The sequence below is a fragment of the Butyricicoccus porcorum genome (genome assembly GCF_051246315.1).
In the GTDB taxonomy this organism is placed as follows: Bacteria; Bacillota; Clostridia; order Oscillospirales; family Butyricicoccaceae; genus Butyricicoccus_A; species Butyricicoccus_A porcorum.
In genome coordinates, this window is sequence record NZ_CP178353.1 from 2,802,672 (window position 1) to 2,826,792 (window position 24,121).

Here is a 24,121-nt window from a genome sequence, read left to right on the forward strand (position 1 = left end):
CAACTCTGATTCCCATAATACTCGATCGGTGGCGGATTGTCAACGGCTCTCAAGCACCCGACAATAAGTTATACTATGGTTTCAAGTCAGAAAAAATATATGCTATTCTCTTTTTCTCCGGCTCGGCCTGACCTTGCGCGGCGTATAATCCGGTACAAGATACTTAATATACGCATAGCTGCCAAACTCGTTCTGCTGCGATTCGTTTGCCAGTACAATCACGCCCGGTGGCGGCGTCAACGTCTCATGATCTTTTGCCCATCCGGATTCAATCTCTGGATGTTTCAGTCCTTTCGACTGTGACCACATGCGCTCACCGACCTTTTTTTGTCCATCCTTAGGCTCTTTCGTCAGATACTGTGCAAGACCTTCATATCCATAGATGTCAAGCGCTTCCAACTCGATATCGTCGCCCCATTTCCATAGCTGGCGGATAGTTTCAATATCAGCGCCGGTACCATTGATAACCATATGATGATGCCAACGGCCGTGCTCATGTTTGCTCTCTGTGACATAGACATACTTCAAGCACTGGTCGGCCTTTGTGCGTTTCTCCCGGAGTTTCCGCACAAATCGCCGTATGCGCCGGACAGCCTCGGCTTTATCTGCCGGAAGATCCGCATCGCGATATGTAAGTGTCAATACAATATCTCTGGTATCAAAATTTGCGGCAAGCAGCAATTCCAGTTTCCGACAGGAACACTTGAAGTTCATGCGCTGGCGTGCAGCAGTCGATACTTTTGATTTTGCTGCCCGGACATGTTCTGGATCGCACGGATTTGATGCAGTGTAAATAATACCGACCACCAGTCGTCCGGCCCGGATCATTTTTTTGCGCTTTGCCATAGCAGCCTACTCCTTGTCATAATAATGCTCCATCTCAAATACATACCGCCGTGAATCAGCCAGCATTTTCTCCAGCACATTGATTCGATGACGCAAACGACGGCGCGATTCCAACGATGTGACCTGCGTCAGCTCCGTCTGAAGATCCTCCAGACGGCGCTCAATCGGAAGCTGATTTGATCTATATTCCTGCGCGAGCTCCCACAGCGTCCCCATAGCACACCTCCAAAACAAAAAGAGCCATCACCTAACACGTAATTATGTTAGGTGATGGCTCTGGCTCTCAGGCTCTGGCGCAATATCAAACAGCGATACATTATGGCATCGCTTACAATATAACGGTAAATTCCTCGCTGCTGTATCTGGCCTGCGTCGTATCAGATGCCAACCACAGCACGGACAGCATATCCATTTACCACTCATGTTCTTGCCCTCCATAATACAGCTACACCTTGCGATTTGTCAAGGATTTTTCTGCCAGCTGCTGCTCAATGCGTCGCGCTGGGCACGACGTCAAGAACCGTATGTATCGCCCGCACTGCATGCAGCGTCGCTCCTCATAGTTATACATCGGGCAGTTTACCGCACATTTTCTCATCGGCTCACCTCCTACGCCTCAAACGCAATCCACGCGATATGATACCCGCGCAGATCGCCGTCAAACGTTTGCGTCCATCTCCGTCCCGACCAAAGGTCGATAATTTCAATCGGTTGCCCGATGCGCTGCATCAGCTGCGGCCGGGTCAGTGCCCTGCGTCTATCCTCCATCAAATCCCTCCAAATGGTAAAGGCGACGCCGCAGCGCCGCCCCACTTCTTGATTTATTCTCCTCGGCGGCCTCTGCGCCGCCCCATGTAAACCGTTTCTCGGATTTTCCCGCCAAACGGGACATCACGTTCCACCGTCATATATCGCTTTTGAGGGTGAACAAAAACGACTTTGCCATAAACCCGCGTGCCGTCAGGCTTCACGCGCAGCCTGATGATCTGCCCGATCTTCACGATATACTCCCTCCTTGTCCGCACGATGCCAGTGCACCGCGCAGCAGTTCGTTTTCTGTTTCCAACGTATTGATCCGCTTTAGCATCGTGTAGCTATGCGTGCGGTCGAATGTGTTCAACTGTTCCAGTTTTTCGGCCGCTTCCATCAACACGGCACAGCCGCGTAAACTGCAATTATGTTCATGCCCACAACCCAAACAATTCAAGCTGCCGGTTTCCGTAGCCATGCGGCGCAGTGCCTGTATGATATCATCAATTTCAATATCATCGTTATTTTTGTCCATACTTATCCTCCCACAATGATTTCGCTGTTTTGTCCGCCCTACTCGCTACAACGCAGCAGGCGTATACAGACAGCGCATCGATGACGAGAACAGCAACCGTAATTGCAATGATAATTTTACCCATTGCGGTCCTCCGCATTCTCATATTCTGCCAATCGGTCGATCAGCTCGTCCTTCCTTGCTGGCGACCAATATCCAGACGTCATTCCGCTGCATCGTTCGTGCGTCAGACGGTCGCGGCCCTTCCGGACGGAAATGCCGCCGGTGCGGTTGTCGCTGAAGCCGACCAGCCAGTCCAAGGATACACCCAGCTTCTTGGCAGCCTCACACAGCCGATCAATCGATGTTGCAGCTCCATTTTCCACAGTAGAATAGGTACCCGGGTACCACCCGAGATAATCTGCCATTTGATTGCGGGTGAAGTTCTTCTCTTCCCGCAGCAGCTTAAATCTCTGGCCAATATAATCGTACGGGGACGATTCCCCGCCTGTATTCGGTACAGCTGCGATCAGCTCATCCAGTTGATCTAACGCCTGTCCGCAGCTGGACGATGTCTGCTCAGGCTCTGTTTCCCGGGCAGGAGCCGGAGCTTCGGCATCTTCCTGCTGTTCTGCCATCTTACGCCATTTATCAAGGGTTTCTTCGTGTTCCGTTTCCGGATCAGGATCAGGATCAGGTACAATGTCATGTTGCACAGTCTTTTCAGATTCATATTTCCGCGGTGGAAGTCCAACGATTTCCGGTTCACCTTCTGGTGTACACAAGGTATATCCCTGCTCAGGCAGCTCTTTCAACTCCGGTTCTATATCTGGTTCTTCGTTTACTTTCTGCATATCAGTAGCAAACTGCTGCACTTCTGCAAGGGTTACATTTACATGTCCATCATCGTCTAAAAATATACCCAGCACAGATTCCTGTGCATCCATATCCATCTTATAGCAATCCAAATAAATAGTGCACTCTCTTGACAAAGGTATTATGATTAAATCAAGAGGTGATTATTATGTTGCACAACGAAGCCAGAAAATTGTTGATTGAAGCATGGAATAGAACGCATAATGCAAAAGAAGTAGCAGAATGTTTTGGTGTAAATACAAGCACAGTCTACCGTTTGGTAAAGCGGATGAGAGAGACCGGTTCTGTTGAAACGAGGACTTCCCTGCGTGGACGCAAACCTTCTCTGAGCCGGAAAGATATTCAGAATATTGACTGTTTGATCCAGCAACAGCCGGATATTACAATTAATGAGATTATTGATACACTCCAACTCCATGTAAGTGATGAAACGGTACGTAAAACAATTTTGAAGCTTGGATATGTCTATAAAAAGAAGTCTCTGCATGCTTCGGAACAGGAGCGTCCCGATGTACAGCAAAAACGGAAAAATTGGGAGCAGCTTATACCGGAGAACGCCGCAAACAGCCTGGTATTTCTTGATGAAAGCGGAGTCAACACAAATATGACAAGGCATTATGCCCGTGCCCGGAAAGAAAGACGAGCAATTGACAGCACTCCTGTCAATACGCCGGCCAATACTACTATTTTGTCTTCTGTCCGCATTACCGGAGAGACTGCATATACAATCTATCAAGGTGGAACGACAGCAGAACGTTTTGCGGAATATCTGAGCTCTACTCTTCTGCCAACGCTGTCTGAAACAGATATCATTGTAATGGATAATATGCGTTCTCATCATGCAAAGATTGTAAAAGAGCTATTGGATAGGGCCGGCGTCCGGTATCTGTATCTGCCGCCATACAGTCCCGATCTGAATCCAATTGAGAAGATGTGGTCAAAACTCAAGGCCAATCTCAGAAAGCAGAAGATACGTATTGCAGCACAACTTCCTGAGGCAATTAAGCGGGCATTTTCTACTATTCGCCAATCCGATTGCTTTGGTTGGTTTCGTTCATGTGGCTATGTGCAGTAATTCGTTGGATTGCTATAGATATTTCATAGGCAACAGACTCAGAAACTTCACCCTGCTGAAACAAGAATTTCCAGTTTTCATTCAGATGCTTGTCAATGGCAGCATACCGTCCCACTTTTGCCGGGCCGACCTTCATCATCTTGGCAACAATGTCGCGGCGTCGCCCTTCATACTCGTACCCCTGATCTTTCGCTTTAACCAGAAGCGCATCATATCGCTTCGCCTGTTCCATCAACTCAAATGACGTCAGAACACGTGCGGTACTGTTGGCTTCGATCAGCATCATTTCTTCTTCCACGTCATCTTCCGGATGCCGGATGATGCACGGAATCATCTTGAATTTCTCGTCACCCGTTTCCTCGAACAATCGCTTGCATGCTGCGAGCCTTCGATGTCCAGAAATCACTGTATGATGATCCGTAATATTGATTGGATCCAGCACACCGCGAATACGGATGGAAGCCATCAGGTCATCGAGATCATCGACGTTGTAAAAGTTCTTCCAGTTTCCCGTTACATTGGAAACGGGAACCATAGTAACCTCCGTGTCCAATTTGGACACGGCTTCCGACTGTTCGCGCTCCCGAAGGAATGCCGCCATGAAGTCCTTCTTAGCCATCTACATCAGCTCCGATCCTAACCAGCAATTCCACAGCAAATTCCCGGTAGTCCGCCGTCGCCGCCGATCGAGGCGAATAATCGAAGACCGGTGCACGGTAGAATGTGCTTTCATCTACCTTCGGCGTAAGCCGAATCTTGGTTTCAAAAGCGCAATACTGCGGATAGCTTTGCAGGAACTGCAACATCTGCTGATTTGCGGCATTGTTTTGGTACTTGCATAAGACGCATCCTGCAAGCGCAATGTCAGGATTGAACTTCCGCGCATCGTCAATGATATCCATCATGCGGTCAATGCCGTCCGTTGCATACGCATCGCTGTTGACCGGTACGACAACAAAATCCGATGCTGCCAGCGCATTGATTGTGGTCATGTTGATGTCTGGCGCGTTGTCGATGATGCAAAAATCATAGTCATCGTGCGCCGTGTTTATCGCCTCGCGCAGCAGATGATGCTGTGGAGACGATTCATAAATCAGATGCACGTTGGCATCCAGCAAGTCCATGTTTGCCGGAATCATGTCGATATTGTCATACCCCGTATGCTCGATGACATCACTCAGGCACGTTGCCCGCCCCTCGAAGATGTCCGCAATGCTGGGTACATCATAGCTATGTACGCCATAGTGCTGGCTGGCATTGCCCTGCTTGTCGTTGTCGATCAACAGGACACGATAACCCATCTCTTCACCCAGCGCATAGGCCAGGTTGACTGCGGTCGTAGTTTTACCAACGCCGCCCTTCAGGTTAATGATTGATATCGTCTTCATCACAATATTCCTTCCTTTCCATCGGCGCTCCTGCGTCTATCCACTTGTCCAGTGCAAAACTCAACTGGATCAAACCAGCTTGCAGCGAAACAAGATATGCATCTCGCAGAGTGCGAACATGTTCAGGCTTAACCGCATGATCCGCAAGGTTTACATGTCCTCTGGCTTTTCGCACTGTTGACAATGCCTTAAATACGGTCTTCAATTCGTCCGAATAGTTATACTTCATTCAATCACCTCAAAACGGAACCTCTCCGTCGTCAGGGACTTCCGTAAAATCACCGTATTCCGGTGCCTGTGATTCAACATCTCCCGGATGTGGAGGACGTTCCTCGCGCCTGCTTTCGCAGAAATGGTGCGTATCCACAATCACTTCATACGCTGTGCGGTTGTGACCTTCATTGTCCTGCCACTTCCGGGTCTGCAACTGACCTTGCACGATGATCTGCATACCCTTGCGCAAATACGTCGATGCCCAGTTGGCGCGCTTGTCCCATGCGACGCAGGGAATGAAATCGGTCGGACTGTTACCCTGACGGTCTTTGTATCCGCGATCAACCGCCAGCGTGTAGGTTGCAACCGGGATATCGGTCTTTGTGTATCGAATTTCAGGATCGCGGACAAGCCGCCCCTGCAAAGAAATTGTATTTAACATTGCGCCTCCTAAACTACGCCACGCTGAACCGGGAACATGTTCATCTGCTCCGGCTCAGTCTTTTTGGGTCGCTCCTGCAGCTGCCCGATCGGCGGGGCTTCCTCCTGCGGTTCGCAATCAAACCGCTGGCGACCGCCGTCAAACAGAAGCCGGACACTTCCGCAGCGACCTTCCTTGTTTTTTGCAACGCGCAGGATCCTCGCGCTGTTGCGGTTGTCGGGATCGGACAGATACATCAGCATGACAATGTCGGCGTCCTGCTCGATCTGTCCGGACTCGCGCAGGTCTGACAGTGTCGGCGCGTATTCAACCGCTTTGCGCGTCTTCCGGTCCGTCACACGCTCCGCGCGGCGGAGCTGCGCCAGCGCGATTACAGCGACATGCGCCTGCTGTGCAAGATTGTGCAGCCCCATGCTGATCTGCGTGACGCGGGAATAGTTGTCCCGGTCACGACCGGAAATCAGTTGAAGGTAATCCACAAAAATCACATCATACCGACGTGCCAGCGTCATTGCTCGGATGTCATCCACAGTCATACCGGACGCGTCAATCATGTCGAGATTCACGCGCTTCATGTCTTCGTGCATCTTTGCGCTGATGCCCGGCCAATCCTCTTCATCCAGCTCGCGCCGTTTGATCCGACCGAAGTCGGTACCGGTGCTATTTGCAATATACCGGTCGAAAAACTTTTCCGCGCCGGTCTCCAGCGAAAAGAAGCCGACCTTTTGCGTCTGGCCCATGTGCCGCGCCATCTGGATCGCCAATGCTGTTTTGCCGACGGAAGGCCGAGCGCCGATGACGATGAAATCACCCTTTGCCGCAAACAGTCGACCGTCATCCAGCGGGTCAATGCCAAATTCCAGATACGCAGGTTGCGTTTCCTGCGCGTTGAGAAACATCTGGAAGCCGCCCGACACAGACACAACGCGTCGCGACTTGTCTGACAATTCGTCGTGAAGTTTGGCAATTACGCCGCGCGCATCGTCGACTGACAAGCTGGCTTCCAACTGGGCTGCCAGCCCGCGAATTCGATACAGCTGCGCCTGATCCCGCATGATGGCTGCATATGACTCCCAGACCGCCGACGTCGGGGTTACATCCATCAGCTGGGACAGGTAATCGCGGTATTCCTCGCCCAGCTGGTGCAGCACGACGACTGCATCGATACGACTGCCCGATATGTACAGATCACGGATGGCCGCAAACACATGCTTGCATGTCGCGTCTCCGAAATCTTCCTCCCGCACAGTTTGGACGACCTCTCCGGCAATGCTGGGATCAATCAGTACCGCACCGAGCACTGCATATTGGGCATCCAGCTCCGGCATTTTCCCTACCATTCGTCAACACCTCGATCTTCCAGTTCAGTTCCCACGGCTACCGGGATCTGTGATCCGCTGAACTCGCTGTCCTCCTTCAGCCAGTTGAGCAGTGTTGCATAATGGCTTTTGTACTTTTTGCCACATGACTCCATGTAGCAGGACAGACGGTCGATCGTCCTCTGAACCGCAGGAGCATTGAAGCGCTGTATCAGCCTCTTCAATTCTTCGTTTGTCAGGAAGACGTTGTGCAGCTCTCCATACGCTTGCTTGCGCGCGCTCTCTCTTGTATTATTCTCTCTTGTATTATTCTCTCCGACATTTTTGTCAGGAGGGTCTGACTGTTTTTGTCGGGAGGTGGTGACATTTTTGTCAGGAGGGTTTGATGGTTTTTGTCGGGAGGTGGTGACATTTTTGTCAGGAGGGTCAGCACCAGCAAATCCCCGCGGCAAATCATTGACATACAGCCTCCGCTCCGTGACTTCCTGCTTCGCATTCCGGATGACATCGCGGAACAAATATCCCTTTTTGATGAGTGTTTCAATCCAACGGGATACCGACCGATCGCTGACGCCATAGAGTTCCGTGAAGTACGAATTAGGTGCCCAGCAATATCCATTTCGGTTCGCCAGCGCAGCGATCTCGCCATACAGCAGCTTGGCGTTTGCGGGCAGGTCAGCATCATATCTGACCGTAGCCGGAATGACAGCGTAGTACGCCGGATCTGACATATCAACACCTCCCCAGTAATTGCGTGACCATCAAGCCGATGGTTTGTAGCTCGTCATCAGGGCACAGCCCCATGAGATTCAGGGCGCAGGCTGCGTTATAGCCCGCCCCGATCAGCATGTGAATATCGTCCGCGGCATAGCCGCAGGACGGTTCCATCATGTAGTTCACAAGTCGATCTTTCTGGAGCTCCAGAAAGCCGACTACCCCGGAATATGTTTTGCCCATGCCTTCACCTCACACGATCGCGTGCATAAGGATCTCGCAGCTGAGGATCACGCCCACAGCCGTCCAGATCACGCACCGTACAATCTGATCAATAACACTCATTTTCATTTTCATCGTCATACCCAACCTTTACCCAGCGGACAGAACATCTATGTTTCTTCGCGATTTTCTCTAATCTTTGTTTCTGCTTCTTAGAATATGTACCTGGGAGCAGCATAGCAGGGCATTTTCTGCTGATCTCGTCCATGGCAGAACCATACACTCCTCCATCGAGAAAAAAGTAATCTTTCATTGACTTTTCCTCCTTCTCCGGCTATTATAAAGATGTATTATTTGCTTTGCGCCTTGTTGGGATGGCAGTCCCGCTGGGCGCTTTTCTTTGCCATTAAACGCCGCTGGCGTTCCAGTTCAATGTGGTTCGGCGCATCGTGGCAACGACCTGACGCAGACATATTTGCCGCAGACGCGCATGCCATTGCAATCCGATGCATTTTCTCCCGGTAGCTCCAATCCATGGGTTACCTCCCCTGACATTCGTCCAGATCCATGTAATGCGATCCCGTAAGCCAGTTGACCAATTTCAGCACCGAAACCACATAGAACCGCCGCGCAGTTCTGGGTGCGCTTGCTTCAAATCCAAACGGGCATGTACCCATCTGAATTGAATTGCGAAGCGTAACTGGATTTATCCCGATAATATCGGCAGCGACATCTGTGCTAATCGTCCGCTTTCCCGAATCAATCAATTCCTGCAATGTCATGCAAATTCTCCTCTCAAAATCCATTGAGCCGCAGCTCGTAAAACGCTGCGGATATTCCTTCAAGTTCGGCCATGATTTCGTCGAACTTCGGACGTTCTGACGCATCAATTACGCCATCCTCGGCTATGTCAATCAAATCATCAGTCCGATGATGCTGCACAAAATCACGCACCAGTCGATACAAACGCATACTTACCTGTTCCAACGGACGCTGCTGCGTATCTGGTAGCAATGACCGCGCCAGATCATCCGCTTGCCGCACGTGCTGGATGATCAGATACTGCGTGTTGTACAGATCAGACATCCGGGCAACGATACAATTTGGCGGTACGCGCCGGTCTGTTTCATACAGTCGCAGGCTTTCAGTGCTGATTGCCAGCGCTTCCGCCGCACGTTCCTGCGTCAGTCCGGCAGCCATCCGGGCTGACTGATATATATTCTGCATATAGCTTCACCTCCTGCCGCCATTAGGCGGTATTTTTATTACCGGTTCGCCGCAGAAAGCGGTATCCGGCGTGCATGGTAATCACAACAAAAATCGGCTATTCTGAAATCAGGGGAACAATTCGTCAATGGTACAGCCAAAAATTTCCGCCAATTGCGGAAGTAACTTACACCTAGGGTATCTGCCCGGAGCTTCCCATTTTGCAATTGTCGATCGATCTGTACCCAACGTTTTCGCAAGCGCTTCTTGTGTGATTCCACACTTTTCGCGCTGAATTCTGATGCCGACCACATCTTCACCTCCTTTGCACATGTGAAGTTTCTTCACTTCTTCTTGTATTCTACGTGATATCTTTTCACTTGTCAAGACCATATGTGAATTTTCTTCACAGTGATTGCAATGTGAATTTATTTCACATATACTATATGCAAGGTGATACTATGAAACGATTAAGGCAATTACGCACTAGTAAAAATTTAACACAAAAGGATGTAGCCGAATTTCTGGGTGTTGATCGAACCACTTACGTGAAATACGAAACGGGCGCAAGCGAGCCAAACTTCGAAACATTGCAAAAACTCGCAGCATTCTTCGGAGTATCTACCGATTATTTGCTAAATCAAAAGCGAACGCCCGCCCTAACTGAAAAAGACGAGCGTGATATTGCACGTGAATTGGAAAAGACCTTAAACAGATTACAAGACTCTGATGGAGCTTTGATGTTTGACGGTGAGCCGCTAGATGATGACACCCGCGAGCTTTTGCGCGCGAGCTTAGAGAATCAGATCCGTATGGCAAAGATAATCGCGAAGCAAAAGTACACGCCGAAGAAATACAGAAAAACCCCCGAGCAAAACGAAGGATAGGGAAATGCAATGTACATCAAATCGACTGCCGAACGGATTGCCAAACGTTGCGGGAGGAATCCGTTTGATGTTGCAGAACAACTGGGCATCATTATCGTTTATGAACCCCTAGGTACAATCCGTGGATATTACAGCAAAAACTTCCGGCAAAAATTCATTCACATCAACTGCGATATGCCAGAATATTTGAAGAATTTTGTCTGTGCGCATGAGGTGGGGCACGCGATCCTACACGAAAACTTAAATACGCCGTTCCTGCGAAACAACACACTATTGTCCGTAAACCGTTATGAGGTCGAAGCCAATCAGTTTGCCGCCTGCCTGTTGTTATCCGATCAGATGATGATTGAATACAGCAATGAATATGGATACACCATTCCGCAGATCGCACGCTGTACTGGTCTGCCCGAAACACTGGTCGAATATCGTTTCAAAACCTTGGAAGATATTTCGGTACGAAATCAATTTGAAGAATGTTAACCTGTGTCCAAATTGGACACGGATCGGGGGAAGATATGAAAGAACTAGAAGATTACCGCATGTTTTGCACAAAAGCAGAATTACAGAAAGCGCTGAACACACTTCATGGAATTATTACCGGAATAGCTTTCGATAAAAGTATTAACATTCAGGAAATCAGCGAGCTGGCAAACTGGTGTAATTTACAACGGGATTATATCAAGCAGCCACCTTTTAATAAAATTATCCCCTATGTCGAAGAAATTCTTGCGAATGGCGAATTGTCTCGTGAAACATACGGGAACATTCTCGGATACTGTGAGCAGTATGCTGATAATTTAGATTCTCAGAATATTGAAACGCATGATATTCAGGAACTGCACGGAATAATTCATGGCATTCTGTCAGATAACGTGATTAACGACCATGAGGTGAAAAGTTTATACCACTGGCTCAAGGATCACAAAAACCTCACTGGTACATATCCATACGATGAAATATACTGCGTTGTTTGCGAGGTGCTGGAAGATTGGTCTGTAAGTGAAGAAGAAACTCTTCGCTTAAAAGCTCTGCTTGGAAACTTCGTAGATACCAGAAACTCCATGAATATTTCTCAGGTTGAAATTGAACACCTTCAGGAGAAATATGCAGTTGATGGAATCTGCGCTCGTGAACCAGAAATATCAATCAAAGGCAAGACGTTTTGTTTCACCGGCACATCATCTCGTGCAAAACGAGATGAAATCGCAGAAATGATTACAGAACGCGGTGGTCATTTCAACAATAACGTCACAAAGAAAACTGATTTTCTGATCGTCGGTAATGAAGGCAATCCATGTTGGATGTTTAATTGCTATGGCCGAAAAGTTGAAAAAGCCGTATCCCTGCGAAAAGCAGGCAACCGCATCATGATTGTAAATGAGCTTGATTTCTGGGATACCTATGATTCCGCCGATGAAGATGAAAACGAAACCGAAGCACAGCTTCTCTGCGAGAAAATTAAAAAGTTAATTCTTCAGGCAGACGAGGGATATGATGTATCAAAAATCTGCGTGAAAGGTTATAAAAACAGAGATACTGATGCAGCAATCACAATGTTTGATAAGCCGTGCTTTTCAGTGAAAGGAAAACAAACGGTCTATCTATATATTGCATCTGCAATTCAGCGACGTTTTTCTTCGCTTGATCTACAGAAAATGGCTACGACGCCGTGGAAACGAATAGAGCTGTCAAAGGTTGACATCGCACAATTCCAAGATGCACTTGTTGACGTATACGAGAAATGTTGGCTTGACAGCTCTGAACAATTCGGATGTTGCTCGCGTTATTTACAGTGTAGCGATAATCTGAAATGCATTCAGCCTGATCCGGAACTTAAGGGCGGCTGCCAATATCGCCAAAACCTCAGGAAGGGCAGAATTTTTTACGGAAAGAATAAAACTATTTAATTTGAATATTGGGGGAATCTGAAATGACGAAACGATTTTTTGTAATTGCCGCAGCCTCGCTGATGGCAATATCCATGTTGTCGGCCTGCAGCGGATCCAGTGCAAGCAAAACTGAACAGCCTGATAACAACGCCGGATCAGCAGCAACCAGCAGCTCGCAGCAGGATGCATCGGAAATGGTTTCCAAAAGGGATCTGCCGGAAGGTGATTACGCTGACACCGGTGTTGGTACAATGTATATTTCCACAGCATCCGGCACATCCGAAGACGACGCTGTTCCCGTTCTGTTTGTATCAGATGAAGATATCCTGATTCAGATCGGATTGGATACCATAGACTTCGACGGCGCACATCTCTCCTATGTCTATGTAGATGGCATGCTAAACACCAGAGAGCAGCTTAGCGAAAGCCAGATCTCTCTCGACCTCTCAGGGAATGCACTTTCCGTTGGTCAGCATGACGTTGAAGTTGTTCAGTACGATTCCGATGAACCGGACGGACAGATAGTCACCTATAAAGCAGCTACATATGAAGTGAAGGAAAACTGATTCGTTACAACTCAAGAAGTGCTCGCCGCCCTGCGGGGCGGCAACTCTTTACCCGCGAAACCGAACATTTGTTCTATTCTAATTGAAAGGAGAACCGAAATGCCCAGGAAAAAGAAACACCAGCGCGCTGACGGACGGTTTGAATACAAGTGTACCATTGGCCACAAACTAGATGGTACAGCTATCCGCAAGTCATTCTACAGCACGGTCAGTTTGACAGATGCCAAACGGCAAGCCGAAGCGTATAAGCAGGAAAAGGCCGTATCTGACGCCCTTGGAGAGCCTGTGACAACGCAATCTGTGACATTTTCTGAATGGTCACGTAAATGGTTGATTACATACAAAAAGCCGTTTATCAGTGTCTCCACCTACAAAAATACATACGAGAATTGTGTGGAAAAACACCTGATCCCCTTCTTCGGCGCAGCGATCCTGTCAGACATCCGGCCTGCTGATGTGCAAGAATTCTTTGCCAGCAAGAAGGAATGTTCACATTCCCTTTTGGAAAAACTACGCACAACGCTGTCGGCAATTTTTGAAGCTGCCATAGATAACGACCTGATATACAAAAATCCAGCCAAGTACACAAAGCTAAAATCCGAAGCTGAACCAAAGAAAAAGACCGCCCTGACGGACGATCAGATCGAGTTTGTAAAAAGTGCAGCGGAGGATAAAATGCCAGAGGTAATTTTCCTGCTGGAGACCGGTCTGCGGCGTGGCGAGCTGCTGGGCCTGATGTGGTCGGACATAGACCTGAAAAACGGCACTGCAAAAATACAGCGATCCGTATCTGTCGAAGCTGGAAAAGCTGTTGTGCGCCCGCCAAAATGGGAAAGCTACCGTACAATACCGCTCATGCCGTCAACGATCGAACTATTGCGATCCCGGCAGCGTACATCGCTGTATGTGTTTCCGGCGCAGCTGACACACGGTGCAGAAAACCCCAACAACTTCTCTCGCAGGCTGCGCAGATTTTTCAGCGGGCTTCCTGAGGAATGCCGATGCTCAGCGCACGAGCTCCGGCACAGCTACGCATCCCAGCTGATGCGGAAGGGCGTCAACATCTATACCATCAGCAAATTGTTGGGGCATCGGGATATCAAAGTGACATCCAAGACCTACGTGCACCCGGATGTTGAATCTCTCCGGACAGAACTTTCCGGGAAAATTTGTCGTCAAAATGTCGTCAAGAAAAATTGTACTTCAAAAAAGTAATGAAAAAGCCTTGTTTCTTGCGAAACAAGGCTTCTGCATGGTGGAGGTAAGCGGGATCGAACCGCTGACCTCTTGAATGCCATTCAAGCGCTCTCCCAGCTGAGCTATACCCCCATACGGATACAGATTATGTAACATTGACTTAACGATACTAATTTACCATATGCACCTATTCCTGTCAACTGTTTTTTCACAAATGCGGTGTAAAATTTGCGGTATGCATTCCTTGTACTTCTTCCCCTTGTTTTTTCTCCATGCTATGTTAAACTAGAATCAATACAATTCCTCTCGATCAGGCGAAACGCATCATAAAATGAGGTGGATGACATGAGTATTTTTACAGAATACAGAAGCAAACTGCGCACACCGGAAGAAGCTGTCCGTGTGGTCAAAAGCGGTGACTGGATTGATTACACTACATCCCTTGGCAAGCCGATTCTGCTCGATCAGGCGCTTGCAAAACGGCGGGATGAACTGTTTGATGTCAAAATCCGCGGCAACCTGATTAACGGACCCATTGAAGTTGCAGAATGTGACCCTTCACAGGAGCATTTTATTTATAATTCGTGGCACTGCTCCACATATGAGCGCAATCTGTGTGACCGCGGGCTGTGTTATTTCATCCCAATGGTATTCCACAACAACTCAGCCTATTACAAGCACTTTCTTGACGTCAACGTTGCCATGATGAGCGTCACACCGATGGATAAACATGGTTTTTTTAACTTTTCCACTTCTACCGGTGTCTGTGCACAGATTCTGCGCAAGGCAGATATTGTGATTCTTGAAATCAATCCAAACCTGCCCAAGCTGTACGGTGGCTATGATGAATGTATTCATATCTCTGATGTCGATTACATCGTTGAGGGCGAACATGAGCCATTTCCGGAGCTTCCGATTCCTGTCCCCACAGAAACAGACCGGTTGATTGCCGCCAATCTCATGCCGCATCTGAGCAACGGCATCACCTTACAGCTCGGCATTGGCAGCCTGCCCAACGCAGTCGGGCAGCTGATTGCCCAGTCTGACCTGAAGGATCTCGGTATGCACACCGAACTGTGTTCCGATGCCTATCTTGAGCTGCACAACGCAGGCAAGCTGACAAACAAATATAAAACCATCAACCGCGGAAAGAGTGTGCTTGGCGTCGCCATTGGATCGCGTTCCCTGTATGAATGGATTGATGAAAATCCCTCTGTAGCGGCCTATCCACTGGAATATGTCAACAGCCCAACCGTCATCGAACAAATCGACAATATGGTTTCCATCAACAGCTGTATTTCTATTGATCTGTTCGGTCAGGTCTCATCTGAGACCTCCGGCATGCGACACATCAGCGGCACAGGAGGACAGCTGGATTTCCTGATCGGTGCATCCGCATCGCGCGGCGGAAAGGCATTCATCTGCATGAGTTCCACATTTTCCGATAAGAACGGAAAGCGGCATTCACGCGTACTGCCGCATTTCAACGGTGAAATTATCACGTCCCCCCGCTCGCAAGTGTATTATCTCGCGACGGAATATGGCGTTGTCAATATGGAAGGGCGTTCCACCTGGGAGCGTGCCGAGCTGCTTATTTCCCTCGCACACCCGGATTTCCGCGAAGACCTCATCTGTGCCGCAGAACAACAGCACATCTGGCGGCGCTCTAACAAACGATATTGATATAAAAGACCTTCGGACGATTCATCCGAAGGTCTTAAACTGCGTGGATACAGCGACTCTGTCCGAGTTCGATCAAGTGGTTGTTTTGTCCGCTGTTCGGTCGGAAATGGAAGCAATTGCCTTGCGGAACTGGAAGAAAAACAGAATAGCAGTAAAAGTAACGGCAATTGCATCCGCAATCGGTTCCGCCATATAGACCGATCGCGTCGGATTATCCGGCAGCAGATGCGGCATGATATAGATCAGCGGCAGCAACAGGATAAACTTTCGCGTGATCGCAACAATGATGGACGAGGCTGCTTTTCCCAAAGCGGTAAATGTCATCTGGCATGCAATCTGGATGCCGAACAGGAACATCGAAGCGGCATAAATGCGCAGAGCAGATTTGGTAAACTCCAGCAGCGCCGCATCTGCGGTAAACATACCTGCAAATACCTGCGGGAACAGCATGATACATGCCCACAAAATAACAGAATAAGTCAGACTCGCCCGCAGCAGCAGCCAGAATGTCTGCTTCACGCGCGCACTGTTGTGTGCGCCGAAGTTATAGCTGGTGATCGGCTGTGCGCCCTGTCCAAGGCCCTGAAGCGGAAGCATGGCAAACTGCATGACGCTGGTGAGAATGGTCATCGCGCCGACTGCGATATCACCGCCATACTTGAGCAGCGATGAATTGAAGCACACCGAAATAACACTTTCACTCGCCTGCATGATGAATGTTGCCGAGCCGAGTGCCAGACACGGCAGAAAAACAGAGGGCTGTAACAGCGTATTGCTCAGACGGATGCGCAAAATCGTCTTCTTTCCAAACAGAAACGACAGCACCCAAATACAGGATACCATCTGCGACAGTACGGTTGCCAGTGCTGCGCCGCGCACGCCCATGCCAAAGACAAAGATAAAGATCGGATCGAGCACAATATTGCACACTGCACCGATGACCACAGACAGCATGCCGGTTTTCGCAAAGCCCTGCGCCGTAATAAATGCATTCATGCCGAGCGTCAGCTGGACAAAAATCGTACCGACCGCATAGATATTCATATAGCTGAGTGCAAAGCCAATGGTATTTTCACTCGCACCGAATGCCATCAGGAAATCTTCATTCCAGTAAAGCAATACCGCTGTCAGAACAATCGACACAATAATCTGCAAGCCGAAGCAGTTTCCCAACGTTTTTTCCGCCGCCTTTATGTCCTTCTGCCCCATAAAAATAGAAGCACGCGGCGCACCTCCACTGCTGACAAGGGCGGCAAATGCCGCGACAATCATGATAAGCGGCATACAGATGCCGACACCAGTCAGTGCAAGTGCACCGTCACCCGGAATATGTCCGATATAAATGCGGTCGACGATGTTGTACAGCATATTGATGAGCTGTGCCGTAACCGTTGGCACTGCAAGCTTTACCAACAGCTTTCCAATCGGATCTGTTCCCAGAAATTCATTTTTTTGTTCCATTTTTACCTTTACATCCTTTGCAGCTGTTCTCTCTGAACAAGCTTTTTCTTTCACAAACCCCACATTTTCTCTGTGTATTTGTGCAATTATATTAAATAGATTATACTATATCTATTGTAGGTGTCAATGCTCTGCCAATGTACTGTCAGGCAAAAAACGGGACTGCCACCGGTGTGAAATGCACCCCATTTGTTAGACAGTATGATATACTATCTAACAAGTGGGGTGTTTTATTATGCCAAAAGGAATACCAAACAAGAGGTATACGCCAGAGCTTAAACAACGGGCAGTGGAAGCGGTTGTCAAGGAAGGGTTAAGCTATAAAGAAGCTGCCAGGATTTATGAAATTGACGGGCATAGCCGCATTCAAAGCTGGGAACGGATCTATCTGACAGAAGGACCTGAAGGTCTGGCTGTAGAGCGTCGTGGTCGTCGCAGCACCGGCAGGCCAAAAAAGCTGCCTGAAGCTGTGGAGGAAGATCTGTTGTCAGAAGTCCGGCGGCTGCGTGCAGAGGTCGACTACCTAAAAAATCTACAAGCCTTGGTTTTGGAAGACGAGCGACGCCAGCACAAAAAACGCAGGTAGTTCAGAAACTAAGGCAAAAACATTCCCTTGCTATCCTTCTCTCAATCGCTCAACTGCCCCGTTCAACTTTCTACTATCATCTGAAACAGATGAAGAAAGCAGACAAATATGCATCCGCAAAACAAGAGATCACCGTCATCTTCCACGAAAACAAAGGAAGATATGGCTATCGCCGCATTACAGCAGAGCTTCATAAGCGCAATTTTTCTCTGAATCACAAGACCGTCCAGCGCCTTATGCGAGAACTGGGCTTGGTTTGTCGTGTCAGAATGAAGAAATATCATTCTTATAAGGGTGAAGTCGGCAAAATTGCACCGAATCTGCTGAATCGGGACTTCCACGCTGAGAAGCCGAACCAGAAGTGGGTCACCGATGTAACAGAGTTCAGCTTGTTCGGAGAGAAACTCTATCTGTCTCCAATTCTCGATTTGCACAGCAGAGATCTGGTCAGCTACACAATCTCAGATCGCCCGGTATTAGGCATGGTTACTTCCATGCGGGACAAGACTTTTGAGAAAATTCCGGATGACACAGGCTTGATCCTTCATTCCGATCAGGGCTGGCAGTACCAGCACAAACAATATCAGCGGATGCTCAAGAAGAAGGGCGTCTGCCAGAGCATGAGCCGGAAAGGCAACTGTCTGGACAACGCAGTGATAGAGAATTTCTTTGGATTGCTCAAGAGCGAACTTCTATACTTGCAGGAGTTTCAATCTATGGAACACTTCAAGCAGGAACTAATTGAATATCTGGATTACTACAACAACCGCAGGATTAAGGCAAGACGAAAGGGCTTACCGCCTGCAATTCACAGACAGCAAGCCCTTTCGGCTGCTTGAACAATTTTCTCTTTGAAATATTGTCTAACTTTTTGGGGTCACTTCAAAATCCGGCGCTCGTTTCGTTGTGAAAGATATCAGATGAAAAAGAAAAACCAGCAGCGGATGCTGCTGGTTTCAGCCTGTCGAAAAAGTCGCCGAAAGGCGGCTTTTTCTGTTATAATAAAGATAAGAGAGACAGGTGATAAAATGATAGTAAAAGGGAAGGAAAACAGAGAGGCAGTAGAGATTGTAAGTCTGGATATGTTAGTGCCCGAGGATCATCTACTGAGGAAAATAGATGCAGCAGTAGATTTCAAACAAATTTATGAATTTGTAGATGATTTGTACTGCAAGGACAACGGCAGGCCAAGTATCGATCCGGTAGTATTGTTTAAGATTGTAATGATACAGCACATATATGGGATACCATCGCTCCGGCGGACGCTGGAAGAAGTGAATATGAATGTTGCATACAGGTGGTTTATCGGTTATCCATTGAATGAGCAGGTGCCGCATTTTTCAACAGTAAGCTATAATTTTAAGCATCGTTTTACAACAGCAACTGTAGAATATATATTTCGGTGGATATTGAACACAGCAGCAAAGGAAGGATTTCTGGATACGAGTGCAATTTTTATCGATGGGACACATATCAAAGCAAGTGCAAACATGAAGAAAAAAGCACGAAAAGCTGTTCCAGTTGAAGCAAAACGATATGCAAAGGAGCTGCGGGAAGAAATTAACAGAGATCGCGAAGAACACGACAAAAAGCCATTCAACGATGATGACGATTCAACACCGCCAAAGGAGAAAGAAATAACAGTTTCGACAACGGATCCGGATGCCGGCGTATTCCATAAAGGTGAACACAAGAAGTGTTTTGCCTACGAAGCGCATACAGCCTGTGACAAGCATAATTTTATTCTCGACGTAGAAGTAACAGCAGGAAATGTACATGACAGTGTAGCATTTGACCCGTTATATGACCAGCTTTGCGAACATTACCCAGAACATAAAACGATAGTAGCAGACAGCGCCTACAAAACTCCTTCGATTTGTAAACGTATTTTTGAGAGTGGAAGAGTATTATCTACAGCATATAAACGTCCAATGACAAAGAAAGGCGGTCATGAATGGTGGAAATATGTTTATGATGAGTATTATGATTGTGTAATCTGTCCGGAGTATAAAACACTTCATTATGCAACAACGAACAAAGATGGATATCGTGAATATAAGAGCAGGTCATACGTCTGCGAACATTGTCCGACCAGAGAGCTGTGTACATCGAGTGCAAAGTTTGAAAAGACTGTCACCAGACACGTATGGGCTGATTATGTAGAGTTGGCAGAAGACGCACGTCATATGACTGAATATCGTGACTTATATAAACTCCGACAACAAAAGATTGAACGTGTATTTGCAGATGCCAAAGAAAAGCATGGTATGCGCTATACACAATATCGAGGCTTGGCTCAAGTTACCAACTGGGTGAAGCTTAAATTTGCTGCCATGAATCTGAAAAAGCTGGCTATGTGGAAGTGGAAGATCCATTTCCCTATTCCAGTTTTCCGGCTTTTTCCCTATATGTGCCAAAATCTGGCTCTCGCTTAATGCGCAGCCGGGTTCTTCGACAGGCTCAAACCAGCAGCGGATGCTGCTGGTTCTTAACTGGCGGAGAAGGTGGGATTCGAACCCACGGACGGTTTTACCCGTCAAACGATTTCGAGTTAGAGTCGCTATCCGGACTTTGAAGGAAAACGGCGGAAACTCACGGACAATGCGAGAGTTTGCAAACCCTTGAAAAATCAGCATTTTTCCGCCCTTGAAGGTTGAAAATCCCAAAAGCCCAGACAGAGCAAGGAGTTCGAAAGAAATCCGGTTTTGGGGAGAAAAAAGCCCGTTGGGGAGAAGATGGGGAGAACTCGGGGAGAAATCACAGTCCAATGCAGATGATACCTACCGATACCGAACATCAAAATCAAGGTGGTTATCCGCATGACTGAAAGCATGAAATATTACGAATCCATCCGTCGCAAATACCCTGAGACGGTCTCGAAAGATCAGTTCTACCAGATTGCCCATATCAGCAAAGCAACTGCTCTGCACCTTCTGCAAAACGGTTTAGTCCCGTGCAAAGATACGGGCAAGAAAACTCGCCGGTACACAATCCGCACCGACGATATAATCTTCTATTTGATTGACCGGGAGCTTCACCCGGAGGTCTACCGCGCACCGGATCGCTGGTATCAGGAACGGTCAGGTCATTACAATTCGCGTGTCACCTATCGGAATGAGCTGACGAAGCTGTCCGAAGAGGAACGAGCCAACTTCCGAAAATATATGGAAGACGAGTTTTGTCAGTACGGCGATCTGCTGACCGTCGTTGAAGTGGCTGAGGCAATCGGCTACTGCGATACTTCTCTTCATCGCTGGTGCAACGCCAAGAAGCTCAAATCGTTCAATATCTCCGGCAGGTTTCTCATACCGAAGATCAGCCTTGTAGATTTCCTTGTTTCTCAGTACAGCTTCGACATTACACGGAAAACTTGGAAGCACACACTGCTCATCAAAGGATTTCTTGATAGACTTGATACAACAGAATAATTCGTATAGCAAAGCCCCGTTATTGCACTGCGCATAGCAGAACAATAACGGGGCTTATTTTTTGTCAAATTGGAGGTCAAGGCAATGAACACAAGAGATTCTGCCAAGGCATTTTGATGTTGTATAATTTTAGTTGACAACTGATTCTCAAGGATTAAAAATATAATCAAGAGAAAAAGGAGACAACAACGATGCCACAAAACAGAACCTATGATATGGAATATAAAGTACAAGCAGTTAAACTGGCGTTGGAAATTGGTACAACGAAGGCAGCCAAAGAACTTGGTATTCCAGCGAACACCCTGCATACATGGATGCGTCAGTACCGTCTGGGCAACTTGAGCCTGGGAGCCGGCACACAGACACCGCAAAGAGCCATGACTCTGAGTGAAGAAATTCAGCTGCTTCGCAAACAGGTTAAAGAGCAGAACAAGGAAATCAAACGGCTCAGAGAAGAAAATGAATTTCTGGAGGAAGCCAGCGCTTTTTTCGCCGCGAGCCGTCGGAGGTCTGCAAGAACGAAAGAATGAAATTCATTGCCTTGAAAACCAACGATGGCCAGAACACGGGGAAAATTGCATTCTACTGTAAGTTGCTCCATGTCAGCAGGCAGGGGTTCTACAAATATCTGAAGGCCCAGACTCGCCCATGGAAGTATCAGGATTTGGCTGATGCCATGCTGGAGATCCTTGCAGAAGACGAATGCAACGATACTTACGGTCGAATCCGCATGTATCAGGCTTTACGTCTGAAACAGCCACAGGGCGTGCAAATTCCAAGTGAACGGACGGTATACCGGATCATGGAGGAACTGGGTATCAGCCACACACCAAGGCGCAAGCCCAATGGCATTACCAGAGCAGATAAGGAAACTCGTAAATCCGATGATCTGCTAAGACGCAATTTTGACGCAGACAAACCACTAACGAAGTGCGTTACGGATATTACTGAAGTCAAAGGAAAAGATGGAAAGCTATATGTATCCGCTGTCTTTGACTGCTACGATTCCTGTGTTCTGGGGCTTGCAATGGATACCAACATGAGAGCATCCCTGTGTGTTCAGACGCTGAAGAATGCCCATGATGCCTGCCACGATCTGCGTGGCGTTATCATTCACAGTGACAGAGGAGCACAATATACCAGTCAGGAGTATCGGGCAGCCATCGGCCGATATGGAATCCTTCAGAGTATGAACAGTGCTGGTGGAAGATGCCATGATAATGCACGCTGCGAAAGCATGTGGGCCAGAATGAAGGTTGAACTACTTTATGGACGTTACAACACCGAAAAGATGACCATTGATGAACTCAAGACGCTGATTTGGAGATTCTTTATCGGGTATTGGAATAACCGCCGTATCTGTTCCAGAAATGGCGGGCTGCCTCCGATGGTAAAACGCCAGAGATACTATCATTCCCTAAAGAAAGCTGCTTAGCAAATCCTTGAGCAAAATGTGTCAACTGATCTTGACAACTTCATTTGGCGATTTCTGCGTCAATCTGATCGACATAGACGCCGCCTTCATATCCGGCATACTGAACACCAGCTTGTTTTTCAAAAAAGGCATAGCCTTCCTCAAAGGCACTCATAAATTATCCCTCCACAAAGGATTTCAAGCCATCCTCATAGAAAACCTTGATGAGCGTTTTATACTGCTGCGCTTTGACTGCATTTACCGTCTTGCTACGGTCAATCAGCATCTTAGGCGCACCTACAACGACAGGCATGATCTTGTCTACGAAACCGCCGCTGAGCTTCTTTGCATATTCAGCCAGTGCATCAGGATGTGTCATGCCGCGATCCTTGCTGAACTGCCAGAACTCGGTGTAGTGCTTTTTGCTATCCTTGAGCTTCATCCAATCGCTCGTAGTATCATCTACATACAGTACAGCCCGCTTACCAAGCCAGCCATAGTGCATTCCCAGCTTATTGAACGCATCTGGAATTGTTTTGCTCTGTTCCTTGGCAACGCTTGTCTGCCCAATAAAAAGGATGTGCTGCGTGGATGGAATCTGCGGCAGATTGTCCTTGTAGTTTTTTACTGTGTAAATCGCAGCAGAAACACTGTCATCCTCAACGCCGACAATGCTGTCTCCGGCATCATCTTTTTGTCCGATAAGCTGAATCAGATAATTGGCATAGACCATATCCTTATCGTCGCAGACGATAATCAAAGGGAGTTCGTTTTTCTGCATACCGTTCCCAAACATTTTCCCACTACTCCTTTACTTGACTTTGATAAGGAAATTGATCGTTGCGCTTGTTTGCTCAATTATGTAGTCAATTTCCTCTGGATTCACCGCGTCGTTATGCTTCACATACTGATTTTGATACTTGCAAAGATAATCGACGGTTTTTATCACGAGGTTCCTAAGCTCCGTGTGATAGCCGCTGAGTTTCGTCCCTAATTCTGATGTCTGGTTTTCAAGACTTTTCCCATTGCCGAGAATCTGTTTCACCAGAAGCTCTAACGAAAGCCTCATGTCATCCAGCACATTTCTGTCGAACTTCTTTTCAGCATATTTTGTGATGCCGCTTTTATACACCGTCTGTGCTGCTGGACAGACAGAGAGCTGGGAATAGGTCAGCGGCATAATGCCAGCTTCAAAGTTATCTGTCTGCTTTATGAGTTCTCGTTTGAGCAGTGCGAGAATTGCGTTGCAGTTTCGAGACAGCAGCCCGTGAAACTGCATGATTTCTTCTCGCTGCTCTGCGATTTCAGGCACATAATCACCATATAATGCGTTCGCTCGATTGAGTATATCATACAAGCATTCCTCGTCCTGCGGAGACGCAGAAAGTGCGCTGGAAAGTTCATCAATGAAGGATTGCAGCATATCTAATTCGCTCTTGACCATG

General features: G+C 47.8%; 36 protein-coding genes, 1 tRNA gene and 1 pseudogene. 13 read left to right on the plus strand and 25 right to left on the minus strand.

What is annotated here, in order from left to right; genetic code table 11:
- Nucleotides 1–102: 102 nt before the first annotated feature.
- The 8 genes from ACLM7Z_RS13875 to ACLM7Z_RS13910 form a co-directional block, all read right to left on the minus strand.
- Nucleotides 103–846 carry a rolling circle replication-associated protein gene (locus tag ACLM7Z_RS13875; RefSeq protein ID WP_435645351.1) on the minus strand — a complete coding sequence of 248 codons (744 nt, stop codon included), beginning with the start codon at nt 844–846 and terminating at the stop codon, nt 103–105.
- A gap of 6 nt (nt 847–852) precedes the next feature.
- Entirely contained in the window at nt 853–1,062 is a 210-nt protein-coding gene (locus ACLM7Z_RS13880; RefSeq protein WP_435645352.1) for a hypothetical protein, read from the minus strand.
- A gap of 42 nt (nt 1,063–1,104) precedes the next feature.
- Entirely contained in the window at nt 1,105–1,284 is a 180-nt protein-coding gene (locus ACLM7Z_RS13885) for a cysteine-rich KTR domain-containing protein (RefSeq protein ID WP_435645353.1), read from the minus strand.
- A 171-nt stretch (nt 1,285–1,455) separates the two neighbouring features.
- Nucleotides 1,456–1,614: a hypothetical protein gene (locus ACLM7Z_RS13890; RefSeq protein ID WP_273349065.1), complete on the minus strand. Its 159-nt coding sequence runs from the start codon at nt 1,612–1,614 to the stop codon at nt 1,456–1,458.
- 53 nt (nt 1,615–1,667) lie between these two features.
- Nucleotides 1,668–1,847 carry a hypothetical protein gene (locus tag ACLM7Z_RS13895; RefSeq protein WP_087020659.1) on the minus strand — a complete coding sequence of 60 codons (180 nt, stop codon included), beginning with the start codon at nt 1,845–1,847 and terminating at the stop codon, nt 1,668–1,670.
- Entirely contained in the window at nt 1,844–2,131 is a 288-nt protein-coding gene (locus ACLM7Z_RS13900; RefSeq protein WP_435645354.1) for a hypothetical protein, read from the minus strand. The genes ACLM7Z_RS13895 and ACLM7Z_RS13900 overlap by 4 nt, the downstream gene beginning before the upstream one ends.
- Nucleotides 2,118–2,255, minus strand: coding sequence for a hypothetical protein (locus ACLM7Z_RS13905; RefSeq protein WP_435645355.1), 138 nt, complete (start codon nt 2,253–2,255; stop codon nt 2,118–2,120). Before ACLM7Z_RS13905 ends, ACLM7Z_RS13900 begins: the two co-directional genes overlap by 14 nt.
- A complete protein-coding gene (locus ACLM7Z_RS13910; protein ID WP_435645356.1) occupies nt 2,248–3,078 on the minus strand; it encodes a helix-turn-helix domain-containing protein in 831 nt (276 codons plus the stop codon). The genes ACLM7Z_RS13905 and ACLM7Z_RS13910 overlap by 8 nt, the downstream gene beginning before the upstream one ends.
- Before the next feature lie 56 nt (nt 3,079–3,134).
- Here ACLM7Z_RS13910 and ACLM7Z_RS13915 point away from each other — a divergent pair, with 56 nt between their 5' ends.
- Nucleotides 3,135–4,061, plus strand: a complete 927-nt coding sequence (locus ACLM7Z_RS13915; protein ID WP_435645357.1) for an IS630 family transposase — start codon at nt 3,135–3,137, stop codon at nt 4,059–4,061.
- On the opposite strand, the gene ACLM7Z_RS13920 is transcribed toward ACLM7Z_RS13915, so the two are convergent.
- From ACLM7Z_RS13920 to ACLM7Z_RS13975, 12 genes are all read right to left on the minus strand, one after another.
- Complete coding sequence (locus ACLM7Z_RS13920) at nt 4,006–4,680, minus strand: ParB/RepB/Spo0J family partition protein (RefSeq protein WP_435645358.1); 675 nt, start codon at nt 4,678–4,680, stop codon at nt 4,006–4,008. The two genes, ACLM7Z_RS13915 and ACLM7Z_RS13920, sit on opposite strands and share 56 nt — an antisense overlap.
- The gene (locus ACLM7Z_RS13925; RefSeq protein WP_273349066.1) at nt 4,673–5,449 is read right to left on the minus strand and encodes a ParA family protein; all 777 of its coding nucleotides are present in this window, start codon (nt 5,447–5,449) and stop codon (nt 4,673–4,675) included. Before ACLM7Z_RS13925 ends, ACLM7Z_RS13920 begins: the two co-directional genes overlap by 8 nt.
- Nucleotides 5,427–5,678: a hypothetical protein gene (locus ACLM7Z_RS13930; protein WP_273349062.1), complete on the minus strand. Its 252-nt coding sequence runs from the start codon at nt 5,676–5,678 to the stop codon at nt 5,427–5,429. The genes ACLM7Z_RS13925 and ACLM7Z_RS13930 overlap by 23 nt, the downstream gene beginning before the upstream one ends.
- Before the next feature lie 9 nt (nt 5,679–5,687).
- The gene (locus ACLM7Z_RS13935; protein WP_273349061.1) at nt 5,688–6,104 is read right to left on the minus strand and encodes a single-stranded DNA-binding protein; all 417 of its coding nucleotides are present in this window, start codon (nt 6,102–6,104) and stop codon (nt 5,688–5,690) included.
- A gap of 8 nt (nt 6,105–6,112) precedes the next feature.
- The gene (locus ACLM7Z_RS13940; protein WP_435645359.1) at nt 6,113–7,444 is read right to left on the minus strand and encodes a replicative DNA helicase; all 1,332 of its coding nucleotides are present in this window, start codon (nt 7,442–7,444) and stop codon (nt 6,113–6,115) included.
- Nucleotides 7,438–8,154, minus strand: a complete 717-nt coding sequence (locus ACLM7Z_RS13945) for a helix-turn-helix domain-containing protein (RefSeq protein WP_435645360.1) — start codon at nt 8,152–8,154, stop codon at nt 7,438–7,440. The genes ACLM7Z_RS13940 and ACLM7Z_RS13945 overlap by 7 nt, the downstream gene beginning before the upstream one ends.
- A 1-nt stretch (nt 8,155) precedes the next feature.
- The gene (locus ACLM7Z_RS13950) at nt 8,156–8,380 is read right to left on the minus strand and encodes a hypothetical protein (RefSeq protein ID WP_273349058.1); all 225 of its coding nucleotides are present in this window, start codon (nt 8,378–8,380) and stop codon (nt 8,156–8,158) included.
- A gap of 88 nt (nt 8,381–8,468) precedes the next feature.
- Entirely contained in the window at nt 8,469–8,672 is a 204-nt protein-coding gene (locus ACLM7Z_RS13955) for a hypothetical protein (protein WP_435645361.1), read from the minus strand.
- 37 nt (nt 8,673–8,709) lie between these two features.
- Nucleotides 8,710–8,895, minus strand: coding sequence for a hypothetical protein (locus ACLM7Z_RS13960; RefSeq protein ID WP_435645362.1), 186 nt, complete (start codon nt 8,893–8,895; stop codon nt 8,710–8,712).
- 3 nt (nt 8,896–8,898) lie between these two features.
- Nucleotides 8,899–9,141 carry a hypothetical protein gene (locus ACLM7Z_RS13965; protein ID WP_273350551.1) on the minus strand — a complete coding sequence of 81 codons (243 nt, stop codon included), beginning with the start codon at nt 9,139–9,141 and terminating at the stop codon, nt 8,899–8,901.
- Nucleotides 9,142–9,154: 13 nt separating this feature from the next.
- Nucleotides 9,155–9,586: a helix-turn-helix domain-containing protein gene (locus ACLM7Z_RS13970; RefSeq protein WP_435645363.1), complete on the minus strand. Its 432-nt coding sequence runs from the start codon at nt 9,584–9,586 to the stop codon at nt 9,155–9,157.
- 108 nt (nt 9,587–9,694) lie between these two features.
- Nucleotides 9,695–9,958: a helix-turn-helix transcriptional regulator gene (locus ACLM7Z_RS13975; RefSeq protein ID WP_435645364.1), complete on the minus strand. Its 264-nt coding sequence runs from the start codon at nt 9,956–9,958 to the stop codon at nt 9,695–9,697.
- Nucleotides 9,959–10,026: 68 nt separating this feature from the next.
- Here ACLM7Z_RS13975 and ACLM7Z_RS13980 point away from each other — a divergent pair, with 68 nt between their 5' ends.
- From ACLM7Z_RS13980 to ACLM7Z_RS13990, 3 genes are read left to right on the plus strand one after another with little or no spacing between them, the layout of a single operon-like run.
- Nucleotides 10,027–10,452: a helix-turn-helix domain-containing protein gene (locus tag ACLM7Z_RS13980; RefSeq protein WP_435645365.1), complete on the plus strand. Its 426-nt coding sequence runs from the start codon at nt 10,027–10,029 to the stop codon at nt 10,450–10,452.
- Between the two features lie 9 nt (nt 10,453–10,461).
- Complete coding sequence (locus tag ACLM7Z_RS13985; protein WP_435645366.1) at nt 10,462–10,932, plus strand: ImmA/IrrE family metallo-endopeptidase; 471 nt, start codon at nt 10,462–10,464, stop codon at nt 10,930–10,932.
- Nucleotides 10,933–10,967: 35 nt separating this feature from the next.
- Nucleotides 10,968–12,359, plus strand: coding sequence for a BRCT domain-containing protein (locus ACLM7Z_RS13990; RefSeq protein ID WP_435645367.1), 1,392 nt, complete (start codon nt 10,968–10,970; stop codon nt 12,357–12,359).
- Here the strand turns inward: ACLM7Z_RS13990 and ACLM7Z_RS13995 are convergent.
- Nucleotides 12,352–12,546: a hypothetical protein gene (locus tag ACLM7Z_RS13995; protein WP_435645368.1), complete on the minus strand. Its 195-nt coding sequence runs from the start codon at nt 12,544–12,546 to the stop codon at nt 12,352–12,354. The two genes, ACLM7Z_RS13990 and ACLM7Z_RS13995, sit on opposite strands and share 8 nt — an antisense overlap.
- Between ACLM7Z_RS13995 and ACLM7Z_RS14000 the strand changes: the two genes are divergently transcribed.
- Entirely contained in the window at nt 12,536–12,907 is a 372-nt protein-coding gene (locus tag ACLM7Z_RS14000) for a hypothetical protein (protein WP_435645369.1), read from the plus strand. The genes ACLM7Z_RS13995 and ACLM7Z_RS14000 overlap by 11 nt on opposite strands.
- A gap of 99 nt (nt 12,908–13,006) precedes the next feature.
- Nucleotides 13,007–14,122 carry a tyrosine-type recombinase/integrase gene (locus ACLM7Z_RS14005; RefSeq protein ID WP_435645370.1) on the plus strand — a complete coding sequence of 372 codons (1,116 nt, stop codon included), beginning with the start codon at nt 13,007–13,009 and terminating at the stop codon, nt 14,120–14,122.
- Nucleotides 14,123–14,160: 38 nt separating this feature from the next.
- On the opposite strand, the gene ACLM7Z_RS14010 is transcribed toward ACLM7Z_RS14005, so the two are convergent.
- Nucleotides 14,161–14,236 (minus strand) — tRNA-Ala (locus ACLM7Z_RS14010).
- A 213-nt stretch (nt 14,237–14,449) separates the two neighbouring features.
- Here ACLM7Z_RS14010 and ACLM7Z_RS14015 point away from each other — a divergent pair.
- Nucleotides 14,450–15,787 carry an acetyl-CoA hydrolase/transferase family protein gene (locus ACLM7Z_RS14015; RefSeq protein ID WP_087017475.1) on the plus strand — a complete coding sequence of 446 codons (1,338 nt, stop codon included), beginning with the start codon at nt 14,450–14,452 and terminating at the stop codon, nt 15,785–15,787.
- Between the two features lie 72 nt (nt 15,788–15,859).
- Here ACLM7Z_RS14015 and ACLM7Z_RS14020 read toward each other — a convergent pair whose 3' ends face one another.
- Complete coding sequence (locus ACLM7Z_RS14020; RefSeq protein WP_087017473.1) at nt 15,860–17,248, minus strand: MATE family efflux transporter; 1,389 nt, start codon at nt 17,246–17,248, stop codon at nt 15,860–15,862.
- A 235-nt stretch (nt 17,249–17,483) separates the two neighbouring features.
- On the opposite strand from ACLM7Z_RS14020, the gene ACLM7Z_RS14025 reads away from it, so the two are divergent.
- From ACLM7Z_RS14025 to ACLM7Z_RS14050, 6 genes and pseudogenes are all read left to right on the plus strand, one after another.
- Nucleotides 17,484–17,834 carry a helix-turn-helix domain-containing protein gene (locus ACLM7Z_RS14025; RefSeq protein WP_087017471.1) on the plus strand — a complete coding sequence of 117 codons (351 nt, stop codon included), beginning with the start codon at nt 17,484–17,486 and terminating at the stop codon, nt 17,832–17,834.
- 23 nt (nt 17,835–17,857) lie between these two features.
- A pseudogene (locus ACLM7Z_RS14030) lies at nt 17,858–18,673 on the plus strand (IS3 family transposase); the annotation flags it as partial.
- Nucleotides 18,674–18,862: 189 nt separating this feature from the next.
- Nucleotides 18,863–20,269: an IS1182 family transposase gene (locus ACLM7Z_RS14035; protein ID WP_435644792.1), complete on the plus strand. Its 1,407-nt coding sequence runs from the start codon at nt 18,863–18,865 to the stop codon at nt 20,267–20,269.
- A gap of 384 nt (nt 20,270–20,653) precedes the next feature.
- A complete protein-coding gene (locus ACLM7Z_RS14040) occupies nt 20,654–21,262 on the plus strand; it encodes a helix-turn-helix domain-containing protein (RefSeq protein WP_435645371.1) in 609 nt (202 codons plus the stop codon).
- Between the two features lie 191 nt (nt 21,263–21,453).
- Entirely contained in the window at nt 21,454–21,792 is a 339-nt protein-coding gene (locus ACLM7Z_RS14045) for a transposase (RefSeq protein ID WP_087021933.1), read from the plus strand.
- Nucleotides 21,789–22,697, plus strand: a complete 909-nt coding sequence (locus tag ACLM7Z_RS14050; RefSeq protein WP_435644794.1) for an IS3 family transposase — start codon at nt 21,789–21,791, stop codon at nt 22,695–22,697. The genes ACLM7Z_RS14045 and ACLM7Z_RS14050 overlap by 4 nt, the downstream gene beginning before the upstream one ends.
- A 157-nt stretch (nt 22,698–22,854) precedes the next feature.
- Here ACLM7Z_RS14050 and ACLM7Z_RS14055 read toward each other — a convergent pair whose 3' ends face one another.
- Nucleotides 22,855–23,472, minus strand: a complete 618-nt coding sequence (locus tag ACLM7Z_RS14055) for a hypothetical protein (protein WP_435645372.1) — start codon at nt 23,470–23,472, stop codon at nt 22,855–22,857.
- Between the two features lie 15 nt (nt 23,473–23,487).
- Complete coding sequence (locus tag ACLM7Z_RS14060) at nt 23,488–24,120, minus strand: hypothetical protein (protein ID WP_419050056.1); 633 nt, start codon at nt 24,118–24,120, stop codon at nt 23,488–23,490.
- Nucleotide 24,121 lies beyond the last annotated feature (1 nt).